General features: G+C 70.5%; 18 protein-coding genes. 4 read left to right on the top strand and 14 right to left on the bottom strand.

The window, feature by feature from the left end; translation table 11 throughout:
* Window positions 1-26: 26 nt before the first annotated feature.
* The 9 genes from aspA to OG223_RS07275 form a co-directional block, all read right to left on the bottom strand.
* The gene (gene aspA / locus OG223_RS07235) at window positions 27-1,427 is read right to left on the bottom strand and encodes an aspartate ammonia-lyase (protein WP_329244012.1); all 1,401 of its coding nucleotides are present in this window, start codon (window positions 1,425-1,427) and stop codon (window positions 27-29) included.
* A gap of 104 nt (window positions 1,428-1,531) precedes the next feature.
* Window positions 1,532-2,551: an asparaginase gene (locus OG223_RS07240; protein WP_329244015.1), complete on the bottom strand. Its 1,020-nt coding sequence runs from the start codon at window positions 2,549-2,551 to the stop codon at window positions 1,532-1,534.
* Between the two features lie 31 nt (window positions 2,552-2,582).
* Window positions 2,583-4,046, bottom strand: a complete 1,464-nt coding sequence (locus tag OG223_RS07245) for an amino acid permease (RefSeq protein ID WP_329244018.1) — start codon at window positions 4,044-4,046, stop codon at window positions 2,583-2,585.
* On the bottom strand, window positions 4,043-4,720 hold the full coding sequence (locus OG223_RS07250; RefSeq protein WP_200686341.1) for a FadR/GntR family transcriptional regulator: 678 nt from the start codon (window positions 4,718-4,720) through the stop codon (window positions 4,043-4,045). The genes OG223_RS07245 and OG223_RS07250 overlap by 4 nt, the downstream gene beginning before the upstream one ends.
* A 172-nt stretch (window positions 4,721-4,892) precedes the next feature.
* On the bottom strand, window positions 4,893-5,729 hold the full coding sequence (locus OG223_RS07255) for an undecaprenyl-diphosphate phosphatase (RefSeq protein ID WP_329244020.1): 837 nt from the start codon (window positions 5,727-5,729) through the stop codon (window positions 4,893-4,895).
* 88 nt (window positions 5,730-5,817) lie between these two features.
* Complete coding sequence (gene crcB / locus OG223_RS07260; RefSeq protein ID WP_329244023.1) at window positions 5,818-6,192, bottom strand: fluoride efflux transporter CrcB; 375 nt, start codon at window positions 6,190-6,192, stop codon at window positions 5,818-5,820.
* Window positions 6,189-6,569 (bottom strand): DUF190 domain-containing protein, encoded by a 381-nt coding sequence (locus tag OG223_RS07265; protein WP_329244025.1) that lies wholly within the window; start codon window positions 6,567-6,569, stop codon window positions 6,189-6,191. Before OG223_RS07265 ends, crcB (OG223_RS07260) begins: the two co-directional genes overlap by 4 nt.
* The gene (crcB, locus tag OG223_RS07270; protein WP_329244027.1) at window positions 6,566-7,027 is read right to left on the bottom strand and encodes a fluoride efflux transporter CrcB; all 462 of its coding nucleotides are present in this window, start codon (window positions 7,025-7,027) and stop codon (window positions 6,566-6,568) included. Before crcB (OG223_RS07270) ends, OG223_RS07265 begins: the two co-directional genes overlap by 4 nt.
* 164 nt (window positions 7,028-7,191) lie before the next feature.
* Complete coding sequence (locus OG223_RS07275) at window positions 7,192-8,154, bottom strand: SMP-30/gluconolactonase/LRE family protein (RefSeq protein WP_329244030.1); 963 nt, start codon at window positions 8,152-8,154, stop codon at window positions 7,192-7,194.
* A 171-nt stretch (window positions 8,155-8,325) separates the two neighbouring features.
* On the opposite strand from OG223_RS07275, the gene OG223_RS07280 reads away from it, so the two are divergent.
* Window positions 8,326-9,156 (top strand): ribonuclease BN, encoded by an 831-nt coding sequence (locus tag OG223_RS07280; protein WP_329244034.1) that lies wholly within the window; start codon window positions 8,326-8,328, stop codon window positions 9,154-9,156.
* 20 nt (window positions 9,157-9,176) lie between these two features.
* Here OG223_RS07280 and OG223_RS07285 read toward each other — a convergent pair whose 3' ends face one another.
* Both OG223_RS07285 and OG223_RS07290 read right to left on the bottom strand, forming a co-directional pair.
* The gene (locus OG223_RS07285) at window positions 9,177-9,458 is read right to left on the bottom strand and encodes a helix-turn-helix domain-containing protein (protein WP_329244036.1); all 282 of its coding nucleotides are present in this window, start codon (window positions 9,456-9,458) and stop codon (window positions 9,177-9,179) included.
* A gap of 349 nt (window positions 9,459-9,807) precedes the next feature.
* Window positions 9,808-11,829 (bottom strand): beta-galactosidase, encoded by a 2,022-nt coding sequence (locus OG223_RS07290; protein WP_329244039.1) that lies wholly within the window; start codon window positions 11,827-11,829, stop codon window positions 9,808-9,810.
* Window positions 11,830-12,003: 174 nt separating this feature from the next.
* On the opposite strand from OG223_RS07290, the gene OG223_RS07295 reads away from it, so the two are divergent.
* Complete coding sequence (locus OG223_RS07295; RefSeq protein WP_329244042.1) at window positions 12,004-13,029, top strand: LacI family DNA-binding transcriptional regulator; 1,026 nt, start codon at window positions 12,004-12,006, stop codon at window positions 13,027-13,029.
* Window positions 13,030-13,074: 45 nt separating this feature from the next.
* On the opposite strand, the gene OG223_RS07300 is transcribed toward OG223_RS07295, so the two are convergent.
* Window positions 13,075-14,415, bottom strand: coding sequence for a hypothetical protein (locus OG223_RS07300; RefSeq protein ID WP_329244045.1), 1,341 nt, complete (start codon window positions 14,413-14,415; stop codon window positions 13,075-13,077).
* A gap of 264 nt (window positions 14,416-14,679) precedes the next feature.
* Here OG223_RS07300 and OG223_RS07305 point away from each other — a divergent pair, with 264 nt between their 5' ends.
* The gene (locus tag OG223_RS07305) at window positions 14,680-15,030 is read left to right on the top strand and encodes a VOC family protein (protein WP_329244047.1); all 351 of its coding nucleotides are present in this window, start codon (window positions 14,680-14,682) and stop codon (window positions 15,028-15,030) included.
* A gap of 94 nt (window positions 15,031-15,124) precedes the next feature.
* Window positions 15,125-15,526, top strand: a complete 402-nt coding sequence (locus OG223_RS07310) for a MarR family winged helix-turn-helix transcriptional regulator (protein ID WP_329244050.1) — start codon at window positions 15,125-15,127, stop codon at window positions 15,524-15,526.
* On the opposite strand, the gene pqqB is transcribed toward OG223_RS07310, so the two are convergent.
* Window positions 15,523-16,395 (bottom strand): pyrroloquinoline quinone biosynthesis protein PqqB, encoded by an 873-nt coding sequence (gene pqqB, locus OG223_RS07315; protein ID WP_329244053.1) that lies wholly within the window; start codon window positions 16,393-16,395, stop codon window positions 15,523-15,525. The two genes, OG223_RS07310 and pqqB, sit on opposite strands and share 4 nt — an antisense overlap.
* A gap of 163 nt (window positions 16,396-16,558) precedes the next feature.
* On the bottom strand, window positions 16,559-17,407 hold the full coding sequence (locus tag OG223_RS07320) for a LysR family transcriptional regulator (RefSeq protein WP_329244056.1): 849 nt from the start codon (window positions 17,405-17,407) through the stop codon (window positions 16,559-16,561).
* Between the last annotated feature and the right edge of the window lie 249 nt (window positions 17,408-17,656).

Genomic DNA, 17,656 nt, shown 5'->3' on the forward strand with positions numbered 1-17,656 from the left:
GGGCCGGTCCTGATGCGCGTCCGCGGTCAGCCGGCCACGGGCCGACTACCGGCCAGGACCTCGGGCCGCAGCAGGGCGGCAAGGGTCTCGGCGGGCAACAGGCCCTTCTCCAGGACGAGTTCGGCCACGCCCCGGCCGGTGGCGAGGGCCTCCTTGGCGATGTCGGTGGCGGCCGTGTACCCGATGTGCGGGTTGAGCGCGGTCACGAGACCGATGGAGTTCTCCACGCTCGCGCGGAGCGCCTCGGTGTTGGCGGTGATGCCGTCCACGCAGCGCTCGGCCAGCGTGAGGCAGGCGGCCCGCAGATGCGTGATGCTCTCCGAGAGCGAGTGCAGGATGATCGGCTCGAAGGCGTTGAGCTGGAGCTGTCCGGCCTCGGCGGCCATCGTGATGGTCACGTCGTTGCCGATCACCTCGAAGGCGACCTGGTTGACGACCTCGGGGATCACCGGGTTGACCTTTCCGGGCATGATGCTCGAACCGGCCTGCACCGGCGGCAGGTTGATCTCCCCGAGCCCCGCGCGCGGCCCCGAGGACAGCAGCCGCAGATCGTTGCAGCTCTTGGAGAGCTTGACCGCGACCCGCTTCAGCACACCCGACATCTGCACGAACGCCCCGCAGTCCTGCGTGGCCTCCACCAGGTTCGCAGCGGTCACGAGCGGCAGCCCCGTGATCTCCGACAGATGCCGCCGGGCCGACTCCGCGTACCCCGCGGGCGCATTGAGCCCGGTCCCGATGGCCGTGGCCCCCAGGTTGATCTCATGGATCAACTGGACAGCCTCGTCAAGACGTTGACGATCCTCGTCAATCATGACCGCATACGCCGAGAACTCTTGACCGAGCGTCATCGGCACCGCGTCCTGCAACTGTGTACGGCCCATCTTGAGCACGTCACGGAACTCAACGGCCTTACGGGCGAACGCGTCCTGCAGTACAGACATTGCCGCGATCAATCCATGTACGGCAAAGACAGTCGCTATCTTGACGGCGGTCGGATACACGTCATTGGTGGACTGCCCCAGGTTGACGTCCTCGTTCGGGTGCAGGTACTGGTACTCGCCCTTGCCATGCCCGAGCAACTCCAACGCCCGGTTGGCGACAACCTCGTTGGCGTTCATGTTGGTCGAGGTGCCGGCCCCGCCCTGAACCACGTCCACGACGAACTGATCGTGCAGCTTCCCGCCCCGGATCTCCCGACAGGCCGCGACAATCGCACCCGCCTTCTCCGACGAGAGCAGCCCCAACTCCTCATTGGCGAGAGCGGCGGCCTCCTTGACGGCGGCAAGAGCATTGATCAGGTGCGGGTAGACGGAGATCGGCGTCCCGGTGATGGGGAAGTTCTCCGTGGCCCGCAGGGTGTGAACACCCCAGTAGGCGGAGGCGGGTACGTCGCGGTCTCCGAGGAGGTCGTGTTCGCTGCGGTACATGAGGGTGCAGGTCCTTTCTCAATGACGTGAGTACAAGCGCCCGTCAGGGGCGCGGGGAACTGCGCGACCAGCCACACCCGGCCCGCAGCTCCCCCACAACCGATCTAGGCACACGCAGACAACGGCGACACCGGGTCCAAAGCCCGCACAGGCCGAACACAACCCACCGGTTCTCCACCCCCGAGCAACGACTCCCCCGCGAACTCGGCGAGCAACGAGGGCGAAACCCCAGCCCGAGCAAGCCCAGCGGCAGCGACAGGCACCCGCGCCCGATTGGCCCCGTCCGAGATCTTCACAGCAACAGCCCGCCCATCCGGCAACGCGGCAACCTGAACACCTTCGAACCCGTCCTTGGCCAACAGCCCGGGAACGGCCCGCATCAACGCGGCCACATCCCGCCCCGCCCCGGACGCCATCTCCGCATACGACCGCATCGCATCAGCAACCCGAGCCTCAGGCGTCCCAGGCGCAGCAGTAGTAATCCGAGCAACAGCACGAGCAAGCCCATGCAGGGAGATGGAGAACAAAGGAGCCCCACACCCATCGACCGTCACCCGAGCGATCCGCTGCCCGCTGAGATCCTCGACGATCTCCGCGATCGCCTGCTGCAACGGATGGGCCGGGTCGAGATAGTCGTCCAGGGACCACCCGTTGAGCTTCGACACGTACAACATCGCCGCGTGCTTCCCGGAACAGTTCTGGGCGAGCCGGGACGGCGGCCGCCCCTCGCGCACCCAGACATCCCGCACGACCGGGTCGAACGGCAGATCAGGAACGTTGCGTAGATCGGACTCCGTCAGCCCGGCGAGTTCGAGGATGCGCCGGGTCCCGGCGAGGTGGCGTTCCTCGCCGGAGTGGCTGGCGGCGGCGAGCGAGAGCAGCTCGCCGTCGAGCGGCAGCCCGGCGCGCACCATGGCGACGGCCTGGACGGGCTTGATCGCCGAGCGCGGATAGAACGCGGCCTCGATGTCGCCGAGTTGGAGCTGGACCTGGCCGTCGGCATCGAGGACGACGACGGAGCCGTAGTGGATGCCCTCGATCATTCCGCCGCGTATGAGGTGGGCGACGGGTGCGTGGAGGGGTTCACGGATGAGGGGTGGGTCCGCGAGGGAACTGCTGTACATCTCTGCCTGTCGGGTCAGGACGACGTGGGTCTCACGCGTCGGGTGCGGTGGAGGACGTGCTGGCCACGCGGCGGCGGACGGCGAACCATCCGGCGACCAGCGCGGCGGCGATCAGCGGCAGACAGAGCACGGTGGTGCGTCCGGCGCCGCCGTCGGCGTACATGAGGACCAGGACGGAGGCGAGGAAGGCCAGCGTCACGAGTTCGGTCCAGGGAGAGCCCGGCAACCGGTAGCTGGGGCGGGAGAGTTCGCCCTTCTCGGTCTTCCGCCAGAAGAGGAAGTGGCAGAGCATGATCATGCCCCAGGTGGAGAGGATGCCGATCGCCGCGAAGTTGAGGACGATCTCGAACGCGTCCGCCGGGACGACGAAGTTGAGGCCGACGCCGAGGACGCAGATGCCGCTGGTGAGCAGGATGCCGCCGTAGGGGACCTGGCTGCGGCTCATCACCGAGGTGAACCTGGGGGCCGAGCCGGACATCGCCATGGAGCGGAGGATGCGGCCGGTGGAGTACAGGCCGGAGTTCAGGGAGGACATGGCCGCGGTGAGGACGACGAGGTTCATGACGCCGCCGGCCGCCGGGATGCCGATGTTCGACAGCACGGTCACGAAGGGGCTCTGGCCCGCGCTGTACTTGTTCCACGGCAGCAGCATCGACAGCAGGACGACCGAGCCGACGTAGAAGAGGCCGACGCGCCACATGATCGAGTTGATCGCCTTCGGCATGATCTTCTCGGGGTTCTCGGTCTCCCCGGCGGCGACGCCGACCAGCTCGACGGAGGCGTAGGCGAAGACGACGCCCTGGATGATCAGGAGCATGGGCAGCAGGCCGTTGGGGAAGATGCCGCCGTTGTCGGTGATCAGGGACGGGCCGGGGGTCGTGCCGTCGACCTGGTGCTGGGTGACCAGCAGGAAGATGCCGATGAGCATGAAGACGACGAGCGCGCTGACCTTGATGATCGCGAACCAGAACTCCAGCTCGCCGAACATCCTCACCGAGATCAGGTTCACGGTGAGGACCACGGCCAGGGCTATCAGCGCGATCACCCATTGCGGGATGTCGGAGAAAATGCCCCAGTAGTGGGTGTAGACGGCCACGGCGGTGATGTCGGCGATGCCGGTGGTGGCCCAGTTCAGGAAGTACATCCAGCCCGCTATGTACGCGCCCTTCTCGCCGAGGAACTCGCGGGCGTACGACACGAAGGCGCCGGACGAGGGCCGGTACAGGACGAGTTCACCGAGGGCGCGGACGACGAGGAAGGCGAAGAGGCCGCAGACCGCGTACGCGATGAACAGCGAGGGGCCGGCGTCGGCGAGGCGGCCGCCCGCGCCGAGGAAGAGGCCGGTGCCGATCGCGCCGCCGATGGCGATCATGTTGACGTGGCGGGACTTCAGGGACTTGCTGTAGCCGGCGTCTCCGGCGTCGACATGGCCGGATCGTTTCTGCACGCCGTCGTGCAGGGACTGCTCGCTGCCGTGCAGGGACTGCTCGCTCACGCCTCGGGTCCGCCTTCCGTGGGGGTGTCCGTGCGCGCGGGGCGCACGATGTCGGTGAGGGTCGTCTCGACCCGGTCGAGGTGGTGGGACATGGCCTCGACGGCGTCCGGCTCGCTGCCGTCGATCAGCGCCTCGACGATCGCCCGGTGCTCGCGGTTGGACTGCTCGCGCCGGCCGCCGAGTTCGTTGAGGAACGCGGACTGGCGGGCCAGCGCGTCGCGGATCTCCTCGATGACCCGGCGGAACACCGGGTTCTGGGCGGCCTCCGCCACGGCGAGGTGGAAGAGGGTGTCCATCGCGACCCACGCGGTGGTGTCCGTCTCCTGTTCCATGCGGTCCAGGAGGTGGGCCAGATGGTCCAGGTTCTCCGGGGTGCGGCGCAGTGCCGCGTACCCGGCGACCGGGATCTCGACGTGGCGGCGCACTTCCAGCAGGTCGCTGGCCGCGTAGTCGCCGAAGGTGGGGTCCTCCACGGCGTTGGCCACCACGAAGGTGCCCTTGCCGGTCTTGGAGACGGTCAGCCCCATGGTCTGCAGGGCCCTCAGGGCCTCGCGGAGCACGGGCCTGCTGATCTCCAGGGTGCGGCACAGCTCCGCCTCGGAGGGGAGCTTGTCGCCGATGGCGTAGTCGCCGCGCTCGATGGCGCCGCGGAGGTGGACAAGCACCGCTTCCATGGCGCTGACGCGCCGCGGCCCGACTCCACCTGTCTGGCTGTCTGACAGGTTCACGGACGTGATCCTGCGGGTGACGGGACAGTGCTGTCAAGCGATCGGAAAAGAAAAATACAGAGGGCGCTCAGCCTGAAAATCCGGCTTCACGCCCTCCGCGATGATCGTCCGTGCGGTGTCAGCTGTCGAGCACACCCGTGCCGAGCAGCCCGAACAGCAGCAGGCCGATGATGATCCGGTAGATCACGAACGCGTTGAAGGAGTGCTTCGCGACGAACTTCAGCAGCCAGGCGATGGAGGCGTAGGCCACCACGAACGACACGACGGTGCCGACGACCAGCGGGGCGGCGCCCACGCCCGCCCCCAGGGCGTCCTTCAGCTCGTAGATGCCGGCGCCGGTCAGCGCCGGGATGCCGAGGAAAAAGGAGAGCCGGGTCGCGGCGACACGGTCCAGGTCGAGGATGAGACCGGTGGACATGGTGGCGCCGGAGCGCGAGAAGCCGGGGAAGAGCAGCGCGAGGATCTGCGAACTGCCCACCAGCATCGCGTCCTTGAACGTGACGTCGTCCTCACCGCGCTTGTGCCGGCCCATCTGGTCCGCCGCCCACATGACACCACTGCCGACGATCAGCGAGGCGGCGACCACCCACAGCGAGCCGAGCGGTCCGTCGATGAGGGGCTTCGCGGCGAGGCCCACCAGCACGATCGGGATCGTCGCGTAGATCACCCACCAGGCGAACTTGTAGTCGTGGTGATAGCGCTCCTCGCGGTTGCGCAGGCCACGGCCCCACGCGGTCACGATCCGCACGATGTCCTTGAAGAAGTACACGAGCACGGCGGCGATGGCGCCGACCTGGATGACGGCCGAGAACCCGACGACGGAGTCGTCGTCGACGGGGATCTTCATCAGCCCCTCGACGATCTTCAGATGGCCGGTCGAGGAGACCGGCAGGAACTCGGTCACCCCCTCGACGACTCCGAGGACGGCGGCCTGACCGACGCTGATGACGCTCATGAGATCCAGTTCTTCGGGATTGGTCGACAGTGCTGTAGACAATAGCGCCGGGGGCGGTGCCGCTCGGGCGTGGGAGCCGCCCGACCTCTTACGCCCACAGGGCCTGCGCGATCGACACCCCGACGAATACCGCACCGAGGCCCGCCATCACGCTGCCGACGACGTTGGCGGCAGCGTAGAGCCCCGCCCCTGTCTCGGTCAGCCGCAGTGTCTCGTACGAGAAGGTCGAGTATGTCGTCAGGGCCCCGCACAGGCCTGTCCCGACGAGGAGTTGGAGGTGTGAGCCCGCCGCTCCCGCGGAGACCGCGCCGGTCAGCGTGCCCAGGATCAGGCAGCCGGTGACGTTCACCGCGAAGGTGCCCCAGGGGAAGACGGAGTCGTGCCGGGTCTGCACCGCGCGGTCGGTGAGATAGCGGAGCGGGGCGCCGACCATGGCTCCCGCGACGACCAACACCCAGTTCACAACGACCTCTTACCCTTCGCGTCCGTTTCGCCGGAGTCGTCCGGACGGCCCACGTACCGGATGACCTCGCAGTCGTCGAGGATCACCAGGCCCTCGGTGACGAGTTCGTCGAGCTGGGGCAGGAACGCCCGCACCAGCTCCTCGGTGTCCACGATCACGATCGCCACCGGCAGGTCCTCGCTCAGGGACAGCAGCCGTGAGGTGTGGATCAGGGAGGAGGCGCCGAAGCCCTCGATGCCCCGGAAGACGCTGGCACCGGCCAGCCCTGCCTTGTGCGCGCGGTGGACGATCTCCGAGTACAGGGGCTTGTGGCGCCAGGTGTCGTTCTCGCCGATGAAGACGGTCACGCGCAGGGCGCTGCCGGTCAGTCTGGTCATCGCTGCCTCCGCTTCAGGACGCGCCGGGCCGCCGTCACCCCGAGCCACACCGCCGCGAGGGCCGCGAACAGGGTCGCGGCGAGGTAGGCCAGCGCGGTGCGGGGATGGCCCGCGTCGACCAGTTTCTGGATGTCGACGGCGTATGTCGAGAAGGTCGTGAAGCCGCCGAGCACACCGGTGCCGAAGAACGGCCGCACCAGCCGGTGGGCGGCCCACACGTCGGTGATGACCACCATGAACACGCCTATGACGGCGCAGCCCACCACATTGACCCCGAACGTCGTCCAGGGGAATCCGCCGCTCTGCGCGGGCCACCACAGGGAGGCCGCGTACCGGGCCACGGCCCCGGTCGCGCCGCCGAGTGCGACCACCGCGACGACGGGTCCCTGACCGCGCCAGACGGACGGGCGCGGGGCCCGGGTCGGGGCGCGCAGGCTCTCGGCTTCGGGGGCTGTCATGGCCGTACGTCTCCTACTCGTCGGGGGCCCTGAGGGCACGCGCCTCTACAAGTAGGGACCGTTGGCGGCACCTCTGCCGCGGTTCGGGTACGGCGGGCCCCACCGCCGCGCCGCGAGAGCTGATCGCGGCCGGGCATCAGGGTAACGCCGGGGGCCTGCCGGGGTCACTTCGGGACGGGCGGCTCGCACAGGGCGACACCGCGTTCGCGGAGGCTGCCCAGGACGAGATGGCCGGCCGCCTCACAGGCGCTGGTCACCATGCGGAAGGACGAGCCGCGCGCGACGAGGTGGTGGACGATCCGTCCCGCGTCGTCGACCGCGAGGGCCCCGATCATGCCCGTGGGGTGGAAGGGCACATGGACGGCGATACGGCCGGCGGTGTGCCGTACGGCGTCCGAGCCCCGGTGGAGGAGGTCGAGCGGGGCCACGCGGGGGCCGGCCAGGGCCACCCAGATCGGCCCGTCGGGTCCGGCGCGCCAGATGTTGTCGGGCATCCCGGGGAGGTCCTCGGCGAAGACGTCGCTACGGCCCGCCTGCGGTCCGGTGAGCCAGTAGCGGGTGAGGCGGTACGCGCCGGTCTCGGCGATCACCAGGAAGGACTCGTCGGCGCCGGGGGCGAGCCCGTTGGCGAACTGGAGCCCGTCCAGGAGGACTTCGGGGGTGTCGCTGTCGGGCGCGAGGCGCAACAGCCGTCCGGTGCCGGTGTGTTCGACGATGTCGGCGAGCCACTGGTGCAGCGGGTAGCGGCGGCTGGAGACGGTGAAGTACACGCTGCCGTCGGACAGCGCGACCACGTTGCTGCAGAACCGCAGCGGCTCCCCCGCCACCGAGTCGGCGAGGACGCGCACTGTACCGTCCCCCAAGTCGACGCGCAGCAGCCCGCGTTCCGCGTCGCACACCAACAGGGCGTCGTCCCCGAGGAGTTCGAGGCCGAGCGGCCTGCCGCCGGTGTCGGCGAGGGTCTCCACCCGTACCGTCTCGGGATCGCTCAGGCCGTCCAGGCGGAGGATGCGGCCGTCCTCGACGCCGGTCAGCACCCGGCCCCGGGCGTCGGCGACCACGTCCTCGGGGCCGCGGCCGCCGATCGCGACGTAGCGGCGGGCGAGCAGGGCCTCGGGTCGGTCCATGAAAGCCTCCACGGTTCGGGTCGGCGAGCGTACGCTTGCTGCTCTTCCCGGTCATCGCGGCATCCGGTCACGTTTGCCGAGCGTATTGCTGGTGACCCGGATCCCGCTGCCGGTCGGCGAGAAGGGGACCCTCATGTCACGGTCGGCCACCCACCGTGCGGGACGGTCGCGGTGAGCCGGGTGCGGGCGGTGTGGCAGAAGCTGGGGCTCGCCGAACTCAACCGGCGTGGGCGGGAGTTGGAGCTGCTGCACCGGGCCATGGGGTTCGCGACGCTGGCCCTGGTGACGCTGGCGCCGCTGCTGATCGTGGTGGCCGCGGCCGATCCCATCGGGCACGGCGGGTTCGCGCTGTGGCTGGTGGACGGCATGGACCTGTCCGGCCGCTCGGCCCGCGCGCTCACCGACGTGTTCACCCCGCCGCGCAAGGTCATCGGCACCACCAGCGCGTGGAGTGTGGCGCTGCTCGCGCTGTTCGGTCTGTCCTTCGCGTCGAGTGTGCAGAACGGCTACGAGCACGTGTGGCGTCCCACCGGCACACCCTGGCACCGCATCTGGCGGCAGCTCATCTGGCTGGTCATGCTGATGGGCTACCTGTACGCGCAGGTGCAGACCCGCAACGTCCTGGAGGGCACGCCCCGCATCCTGCTCAGCATGGCGGCCGGCCTGTTGTTCTTCTGGTGGGGCCCGCACTTCCTGCTCAGCCGTCAGGTCCACTGGCGGTATCTGCTGCCGGGCGCGCTGGCCACGATGGCGGGTCTGGTCGGGCTGCGCTGGTTCTCGTATCTGGTGTTCACCCCGCTCCTGGTCACCAACGCGGTCAGCTACGGCCCGGTCGGCACGGTCCTGGTGGTGGAGTCCTGGCTGGTCGGCGTGGGCTTCGTGCTCTACGGCGGCGCGCTGGTGGGCCGGCTGCTGTGCGAGCGGTTCGGGGACCCGGACGCGGCGTTCCGTGCGGAGTCGGAGACACCGGAGGGGGCGGACGCCGAGCAGGACACGGTGTGACGCTCGGCCCGGCGGCCGGGCTACCAGCCCTTCTCGAACATCCGGGCCACCTCGGCGATACGGACCTCGTCGCGCCGGTAGTAGGTGCGCAGCCGGATCCGCCGGGTGCGCAACAGGCCCAGGGAGACGAGGAGTTCGAGGTGGGTGTCGGCGACCTGGCGGGACACGCCCAGCTTGGCCGCCACGGCCTCCGCGGAGACTCCGGCCTCGGCGAGATGCCGATGGGCCGGGAAGTGGGCGGCCGGATCTCGCAGCCACTCCAGGATGTCCAACCGTCGCTGACCTACCGGAGTCCTCAGCATCTCGTGCCCCTCCGTCCTGCGCGCCTCGTGCCGCGTTCTCCCACTCTCCCGCAGCACGGGCTGTCGCGTCCCGGACTCGGTGGCCCTTGTCCGGGACCGAACGGTCCTGTTCGAGGGGGCCGATCGGCCCTGGTGCGCGGGGCGACGTGCGGGGCGCGGCCACACCCGTGGGACGGAACACCGGCTCCCGGGGCAGGTGATGGCCGAACCGCACCGCCGTAGCCGAACAGAACCGCACGCGCGGAAGGCCCCGGGCCGCGGGACCGGACGGCGGAAAACCGCTCGCCCGGAAGGAGGGCGTCCCCCTCCGCCCGCGGCTCGCGGCTCGCGCGGGCGGAGGGGAGTCGGGTCAGCCGTCGAGTCGCAGCACCCGCACGGCTCCGGCGGGGACCGCGAGGTCGCCCGCGGCCGGCTCGCCGGTCAGCAGCTCGGTGCCGGCGGCGCCCAGCGGCACCTTGACGTCCGAGGCGCTGTGGTTGATCACGAAGAGGAAGCCGCCCGACTCGCCTTCTCTGCGCACGACTTCGACGTCGTACGGCAGCTCGGCGCGCGGCGCGATCCGGGCGTCCTCCGTCGCCCAGCCGAGCAGGGCGTCCAGGCCGTGGGCGTCGAGGCGGGTCGACACGTACCAGGCGGTGCCCTCGCCGAGCCGGTGCCGGGTGACGGCGGGGTGGTCGGCGGTGAGCCCCTCGGCGTACGTCCACACGGTCTCGGCGCCGCGCGGGACCACGAACTCGGTCCATACGTCGCCGGTGAGTTCGGAGCCGTCGGGTCCGGTGATGCGCACCCGCTGGTCCGCCAGCAGGGGCGAGAACTCCTCGACGGTCAGGCCGAGTACGTCGCGCAGCGCGCCGGGATAGGCGCCCTCGTGGACGGCGTCGTGCTCGTCGACGATCCCGGAGAAGTAGGAGACGACGAGGGTGCCGCCCTGCTCGACGTACCGCTGGAGGTTGCGGCCGGCCGCCTCCGTCATCAGGTACAGGGCGGGTACGACGACAAGGGGATAGGCCGACAAGTCGGCTTCCGGGTGGGCGAAGTCGACCGTGAGGTGGCGGTCGTAGAGGGCCTCGTAGAAGGCGTCGGCGCGCTCGCGGGCGTCGTGGTCCTCGCTGGGGCGCCACTCCAGCTTCTGCGCCCACCACGACTGCCAGTCCCATACGACGGCCACGTCGGCCTGGGTGCGGGTGCCGCGTATCTGGCCCAACTCCTCGACGGACGAGCCGAGTTGGACGACCTCGCGCCAGACGCGGGTCTCGGTGCCGCCGTGCGGGAGCATCGCGGAGTGGAACTTCTCGGCGCCGCGCCGGGACTGACGCCACTGGAAGAACATCGCGCCGTCAGAACCGCGCGCCACGTGGGAGAGGGCGTTGCGGGCCATCTGGCCGGGGGCCTTGGCGGGGTTGCGGGGCTGCCAGTTGACGCCCGAGGTGGAGTGTTCGAGGAGCAGCCAGGGGGCGCCGCCCGCGACGGAGCGGGTGAGGTCGGCGGCCATCGCGAGGTTGACGTGGGTGCGGCGGCCGTCGGTGATCAGGTAGTGGTCGTTGGTGACGAGGTCGACCTCGCGGCCCCAGGCCCAGTAGTCGACGGACTCGCACTGGCTGAGGGCGGCCATGAAGTTGGTCGTCACCGGGATGCCGGGCGCGAGGCGGTGCAGGATGTCCCGTTCCGCGACGAAGTTCTCGCGCATCGTGGCGTCCGCGAACCGCGTGTAGTCCAGCGCCTGGGCCGGGTTGACGGCGGTCGGGGTGAGCCGGGGCGGGTTGATCTGGCCGAGGGTCGCGTACCGCTGGCCCCAAAAGGCCGTGCCCCAGGCCTCGTTGACGCCGTCGACGGTCTTGTACGTCCGGGTCAGCCAGCGGCGGAAGTGGGCGGCGCAGTTGTCGCAGTAGCAGGCGGAGACGGGTACGCCGTACTCGTTGAAGACGTGCCACAGCGCGAGGGCCGGGTGGGTGCCGTAGCGCTCGGCGAGCCGGGTGGTGATGTTCGCGGCGGCGGCGCGGTAGTCGGCGTTGCTGTGGCAGATCGCGCCGCGTGAGCCGAACTCGTAGCGGGTGCCGTCGGCGGTGACGGGCAGGGCCTCGGGGTGGGCGCGGTAGAACCAGGCGGGCGGGGCGACCGTGGGGGTGCCGAGGTCGGCGCGGATGCCGTGGGCGTGGAGGAGGTCGAGGAGGCGGTCGAGCCAGCCGAAGTCGTACACACCGGGCTCGGGTTCCAGCAGTGCCCAGGAGAAGATCCCGACGCTCACCATGGTGACGCCGGCCTCCCGCATCAGCCGGACGTCCTCCTGCCAGACGCTCTCCGGCCACTGCTCGGGGTTGTAGTCCCCACCGAAGGCGAGCCTGGTGAGGCCCTTAGGGGTGGTCTCCGGCATGGATCTCTCCCGTAGTCGATCATTTGGGAACGTGCACACAGCACGCCCTGGGGCGCCGCCCCAACATAACCGCACGCCTGCGACCGCTGACAAGTGTCCTTGATGTTTCTCTGCTGTGAACGCTCCCAGCATGGCGCTTCTGGCTCCGGGTCCGGGAGCCGTAGAGTCTGGACCATGAGCAATACGGGGGGTCGGCGCAGACCACCGACGATCCATGACGTGGCGCGCGAGGCCGGAGTTTCGCGGGGCACGGTGTCGCGTGTCCTCAACGGCGGGCACTATGTGAGCCCGGCCGCGCAGGAGGCCGTCAACGCGGCCATCCGCAGGACGGGTTACGTCGTGAACCGGCACGCCCGCTCGCTGATCACCGGGCGCTCGGACTCGGTCGGCTTCCTGCTGACGGAGCCGCAGGAGAAGTTCTTCGAGGATCCCAACTTCAACATCCTGCTGCGCGGTTGCACCCAGGCGCTGGCCGCGCACGACATCCCGCTGCTGCTGATGCTGGCCGGCACCGAGGACGAGCGGCGGCGCATCACGCGGTACATCACCTCCGGGCACGTCGACGGGGTGCTGCTGGTCTCCAGTCACTCCGGGAACCCGGTGGCGGAGGAGCTGAGCGAGGCGGGCGTACCGCTGGTCGCGTGCGGCAAGCCGATCGGGCTCGGCTCCAAGATCAGTTACGTCGCCGCGGACGACCGGGACGGCGCCCGTGACATGACCCGGCATCTGCTCTCCCTCGGCCGCCGCCGCGTCGGCATGGTCACCGGGCCGCTGGACACCCCGGGCGGTGTCGAGCGCCTCGCCGGCTACAAGGAGGTGCTCGCCGAGGCGGGCATCGCGGTGGACGACCGCCTCGTCGTCTCCGGCGACTACAGCCGCCTCAGCGGCGAGAAGGGCGCCGAGCGACTGCTCGCCCAAGTCCCGGACCTGGACGCCGTGTTCGTCGCCTCCGACCTGATGGCACGGGGCGTGCTCACCACGCTGGAGCGGGCCGGGCGACGGGTGCCGGAGGACGTGGCGGTCGGCGGCTTCGACGACTCCCCCGCCGCGCTCGCGTCCAGCCCCGAACTCACCACGATGCGGCAGCCGTTCGACCGGATCAGCGCGGAAATGGTGCGGGTGCTGCTGGCGCAGATCGGGGGCGAGGACACGGCGGCGGTGATACTGCCGACGGAGTTGGTGAAGCGCGAGTCGACGTAGGAAGGGGCGCGCCCCCGTGGGGAGCGCGCCCCTTGCCGACCGCCGTCAGGCGGACGGGTTGACGATCACCTCGGCCGTGTTGTTCGCGGTGTTCGTGTCGAAGGCGAGAGGCGTGCCGTTGTAGGCCCGGGTCGTGACGTGGCCCGTCGCGTCCGGGACGACCGTGTCGATGCGCAGTTGGAACGGGAAGCTGACGTCCAGGTCCGGCTTGGCCCAGGTCGGCAGGGTGCAGGCGTAGTGGGCGATGGTCGGGTCGTCGCCGGCGGTGTGGGCGCCTTGGCAGGTCTTGGGCATGGACGTGGCGACGGTGCCCTGCGGGGCGTAGAAGTCGATCGTGGTGATCGGATCGCCGGCGCTGATGTCACCGGCCCAGGCCGGTCCGTGGTTGACGAAGCGGAAGCCGGAGGTGACGGTGTCGCCGGCCGCGCCGCTCGCCTCGGTGCCGTAGACGGCGAAGTCGGCGGTGTTGTCCGCGGTGATGTGCCAGGAGCGGCTGTTGTCCGAGCTGTCGAGGTCGGTGACGTCGCCGAGCGGCTCGACGTCGTAGTCGAACCGGTCGTACAGCGCGTGGTCGGTGACGGCGAGCAGCAGCGGCTCGGGCAGCTCCACGGTGGCTCCGGGCGCGATCTCGGTGTCGAAGGAGCAGGTCACGGTGGTGAAGCCGGTGCCGTTGACGTCCGGTCCCGTGTAGGTGCACTGCGGGTAGCGGGTGGTGACGTCGAGGCCGTATGTCGCCCACATGCTCACGCTGAAGCCGTGCGCGGTCTCGTTGCCGGTGTTGGTGACCGAGTACGGCACGGTGAGGCTGGTGTCGGGTGCGACGCCGGTGGCGTCCTGCGGGGCAGGGATTCCGAGGTCCACGCCGGAGCCGAGGGTGACGGTGGTGTCGTCGCTCCGCGTGGCGACGAGCGTGCCGTCGGGGCCGCCGGTGGCCTCGGCGGAGTACGTGACCGTGCCCTGCGCTCCGACGGCGGCGCCGGCGACGGCCCGCACCTGCAACCGCACCTGCGGGCTGTAGCGGACCGGCACGTCCCCGGTGTCGCACACGGCGACGGCGCCGGTGGCGTCCGGCGTGCAGTTGTCGGGCCAGGCCACCTCGGCGACCCCCGCGAGCCCGGAGGCGTCGACGGTCAGCCGTCCGTCGGTCACGGCGAAGGTGTCGTTGCTGTGCGTCAGGCCCAGCACCAGCGGCCGGTACTGCGCCGTGCCGCCGTCCGGGGCGACGGTCGCCGCCACGTCGTACGGCGACTGGATCGCCAGCGCATCGGTCTGCGGTACGTCGGCGGCGACCGCCGCCCCGCTCCCGAGACCCGCGAGGAGCAACGCCCCCACGGCTCCGGCACAGGCCCCGCGACGCAGCACGCGTCCGACGGAGACAGAACTCATGAAATCCCCCACTTGGGACAGCGGAAACCCCGGCAACTGATCGGTGCCGGGCGCGAGTTGGACGGGGTGGCGGGACGGAAGGTTGTAGGAGGGGCGCGTGCGGCGGGAGGTTCTTACCGTCTTCTTGCACAGCGCCGGACCGGGCGGCCCGTCGGGCCGGACACGGCAGCCGGTCAGGATTGAAGAAGCCCCCGCCCCCTCCCTCGCCCTAGCCTGAATTCACCGGCGAAATCCGTCGGACCACGCTTCACGGAGGAGCTCGTCATGACCGACGGACTGAACACGATCATCTACCCCGTCAAGGACCTCGACGCCTCGAAGGCCCTGTTCGGCGCCCTGCTGGGGGTCGAGCCGTACGCGGACGAGCCGTACTACGTCGGCTACAAGGCCGCCGGGCAGGACGTCGGTCTCGACCCGAACGGGCACGCCAAGGGCATGACCGGACCGGTGCCGTACTGGACCGTGGACGACATCCGGACACGGCTCGCGGCGATGGTGGAGGCGGGGGCCGAGCTGGTCCAGGACGTCCAGGACGTCGGCGGCGGCAAGCTCATCGCGTTCGTGAAGGACGCGGACGGGAACTTCGTCGGGCTCACCCAGAATCCGGCCGCCTGACACCGGGCCCGGCCCGTTCCACTCCACCCGGGCTACTTGCACGTGCACTAGTTGCGCACTCAATAAATGGCCGGATCGGTGTTACCGTGCGGGTATGGCAGTGAAGTCGGCCGATGCCCGGCAGCTAGAGGAACAGTGGCGGGACATCCTGTCCGTGCACGCGCGCACGATGTGCGAGATCGACCGTGTGCTGCACCCGCACGGCCTGGGCGCGAGCGACTTCGAGGTGCTCGACATGCTCGCGGCCGAGGCGCCCGGGGAGGGCGACCAGTGCCGGGTGCAGAACCTGGTCGGGCGGGTCCATCTCAGCCAGAGCGCGCTCTCCCGTCTCATCGGGCGGCTCGAGAAGGACGGCCTCGTCGAACGCTCCATGTGCGTCGAGGACCGACGCGGGGTGTGGGTCGCGCTCACCCGCAAGGGCCGCGACCTGCACGCGGAGGTGCTCCCGCTCCAACGGGGCGTACTGGCACGGATGTTGGACGACGCACCGGCCTAGCCACCCACCACGAACTCGGCCCCGTCCAGGAGCACGTCGACCCCGGCCCCGTTCACCCGCGCCCGCGCCGCCGAGCCGGGGTCGAGCAGCGGGTTCGTGTGGTGGAGGTGCGTGTAGATCCGGCGGACGCCGGGGTGGCGGGCGAGTGCGGTGAGGCTGCCGCGGGCACCCGCGACCGGGAGGTGTCCCCTGGTCGACCGGTCGGTGCTCGTCTCGTCCGCCGTGAAAACGGTGCCGCCCAGCACGGCACAGTCGGCCTCCGCCAGCAGGTCGTCGAAGGTGTCCGTCCAGGCGGTGACACAGGGCGCGTAGACAAGGACCCCGCCACTCGCCAGGTCCTCGACGCGGTACGCCGTCACCCAGCGGTCGTCCGACGGGCGGGGCGGCAGATACACCGGAGCCTCCGCGGCCATCGGGTGGGCCGTGACGACAAGGCCCCCGGCCAGGACGAACCCGCCCTCGGCGAGGCTGTCGGACCACTCCCAGGGAGCGTGCCGGTCGAGGACGGCCCGGACCGGGGTGAGCGCGGCGAGGACGGGCCGCGGGGCGTACACCTTGAGGCCCGCCGCCCCGCGGAGCGCGGCCAGGCCCGTCACATGGTCGGCCTCGGCGTCGGTGAGGAGCACGCCGCGCACGGGGGTCTCGCGCGGGCCGGGGCCCGGCCAGAGCGCGGGGCCGGCGGTGAGCTGGGTGCGGATGTCGGGCGAGGCGTTGAGCAGCCACCAGTCGCGCGCGTTGCCGGTGACGGCCACGCACTCCTGCGTGCGCGAGGGCAGTTTCCCGTCACGGGCGGCGGCGCACAGCGCGCAGGCGCAGTTCCACTGCGGGAAACCGCCACCGGCGGCGGTACCGAGCAGGACGACCCTCACGACGATCGCGCCCCCTTGCACACTCACCGGACTCGCGGACTGACCGGACTCACCGAATCTCCCCGAGGGATCTTTCCTCCGAAACAGGCCGGACTACCCCACCGCAGGGGGCAGTTCCGGCCGATCTCCGGCAGGACGGCTGACGGCCACCGCCGCGCTTGCCTCAGCGCAGCAGATCCCGTACGGCCGCGAAGGCCGCGTCGACCGTCGCCGGGTCGGCGCCCGGGCGGGCGAGCGCGCTCATCGGGATCGGGGTGACGGAGGGCAGGCCGTCGTAGGGGGTCAGCCCGTCCGGAGCCGTGCCGACCGCGGCGAGCAGGGCGACGCCCTGTCCGGTGCGGGCGATGTCGAGGACGCCGGCGAGATAGCCGGCGTCGCCGACGACCGCGGCGGGTACGCCGTGCGCGGCCAGGGTGGAGATGGCGCGGCGGCGGATCGCGCACGGGTCCTCGATGGCGACGAGCGGGACCGGCGCGGGCGCCGCCGGGGGCTGCCAGCCGGGCGTGGCGTGCCAGGTGAGCGGGAGGCCGCCGACCGGTGTGCCCTCGGTGGCGGCGGCCTCGGTGACGTACACCGCGACGTCCACGCTGCCGCGTTCCACGGCCTCGACGAGCCGGGCCGAGCGGTCGATGCGGAAGCGGACCCGGCAGCCGGGCCGCACCTCCTGGACGGCCGCGGTCAGCCGTGGCAGAAACTGGTCGGCCGCGTGTTCGGTGGAGCCGATGGTGACGGTGTCGCCCTCCACGTCCAGCAGGGTGCGTACGGCCTCGTCGTGCACGGCGAGGATGCGCCGGGCCTGTTCGAGGAGGAGCCGTCCTTCGGGGGTGAACCGGGTGCCCCGCCCCTCCCGCTCGACGATCGGCAGGCCCAGTGTCTTCTCCAGTCTGCGCACATGCTGGCTGACCGCGGACTGGCTCAGGGCGAGGGCCCGGGCCGCCCGGTGGAAGCCGCCGCAGTCGGCGATCGTGGTCAGGCTGCGCAGGGCCACGATGTCGAGGACAGGTTGGGGCATGCCGGTGACGGTAGCCGTTTCCCGCACCGATCGCGATAACTGATCGATTTCGATGCGGAATCATCGTTGGACGTGATCGGTCGTGGCCGGTCATGATGGGCGCATGCTGCACACGACCGCTTTCGCTGCCTTTCTGACGCAGCGCCGAGTCATCGACTTCGGCGTGGCGTGCAGCGCGCGTTGTCGTTGACCGATCGCCGCTCTCCGGCACCCTTCCCGAGTTCTCGCTGATCACGTCCGCCCTGCGCA

Origin of the sequence: Streptomyces sp. NBC_01478 (genome assembly GCF_036227225.1) — a bacterium.
Lineage (GTDB): Bacteria > Actinomycetota > Actinomycetes > Streptomycetales > Streptomycetaceae > Streptomyces.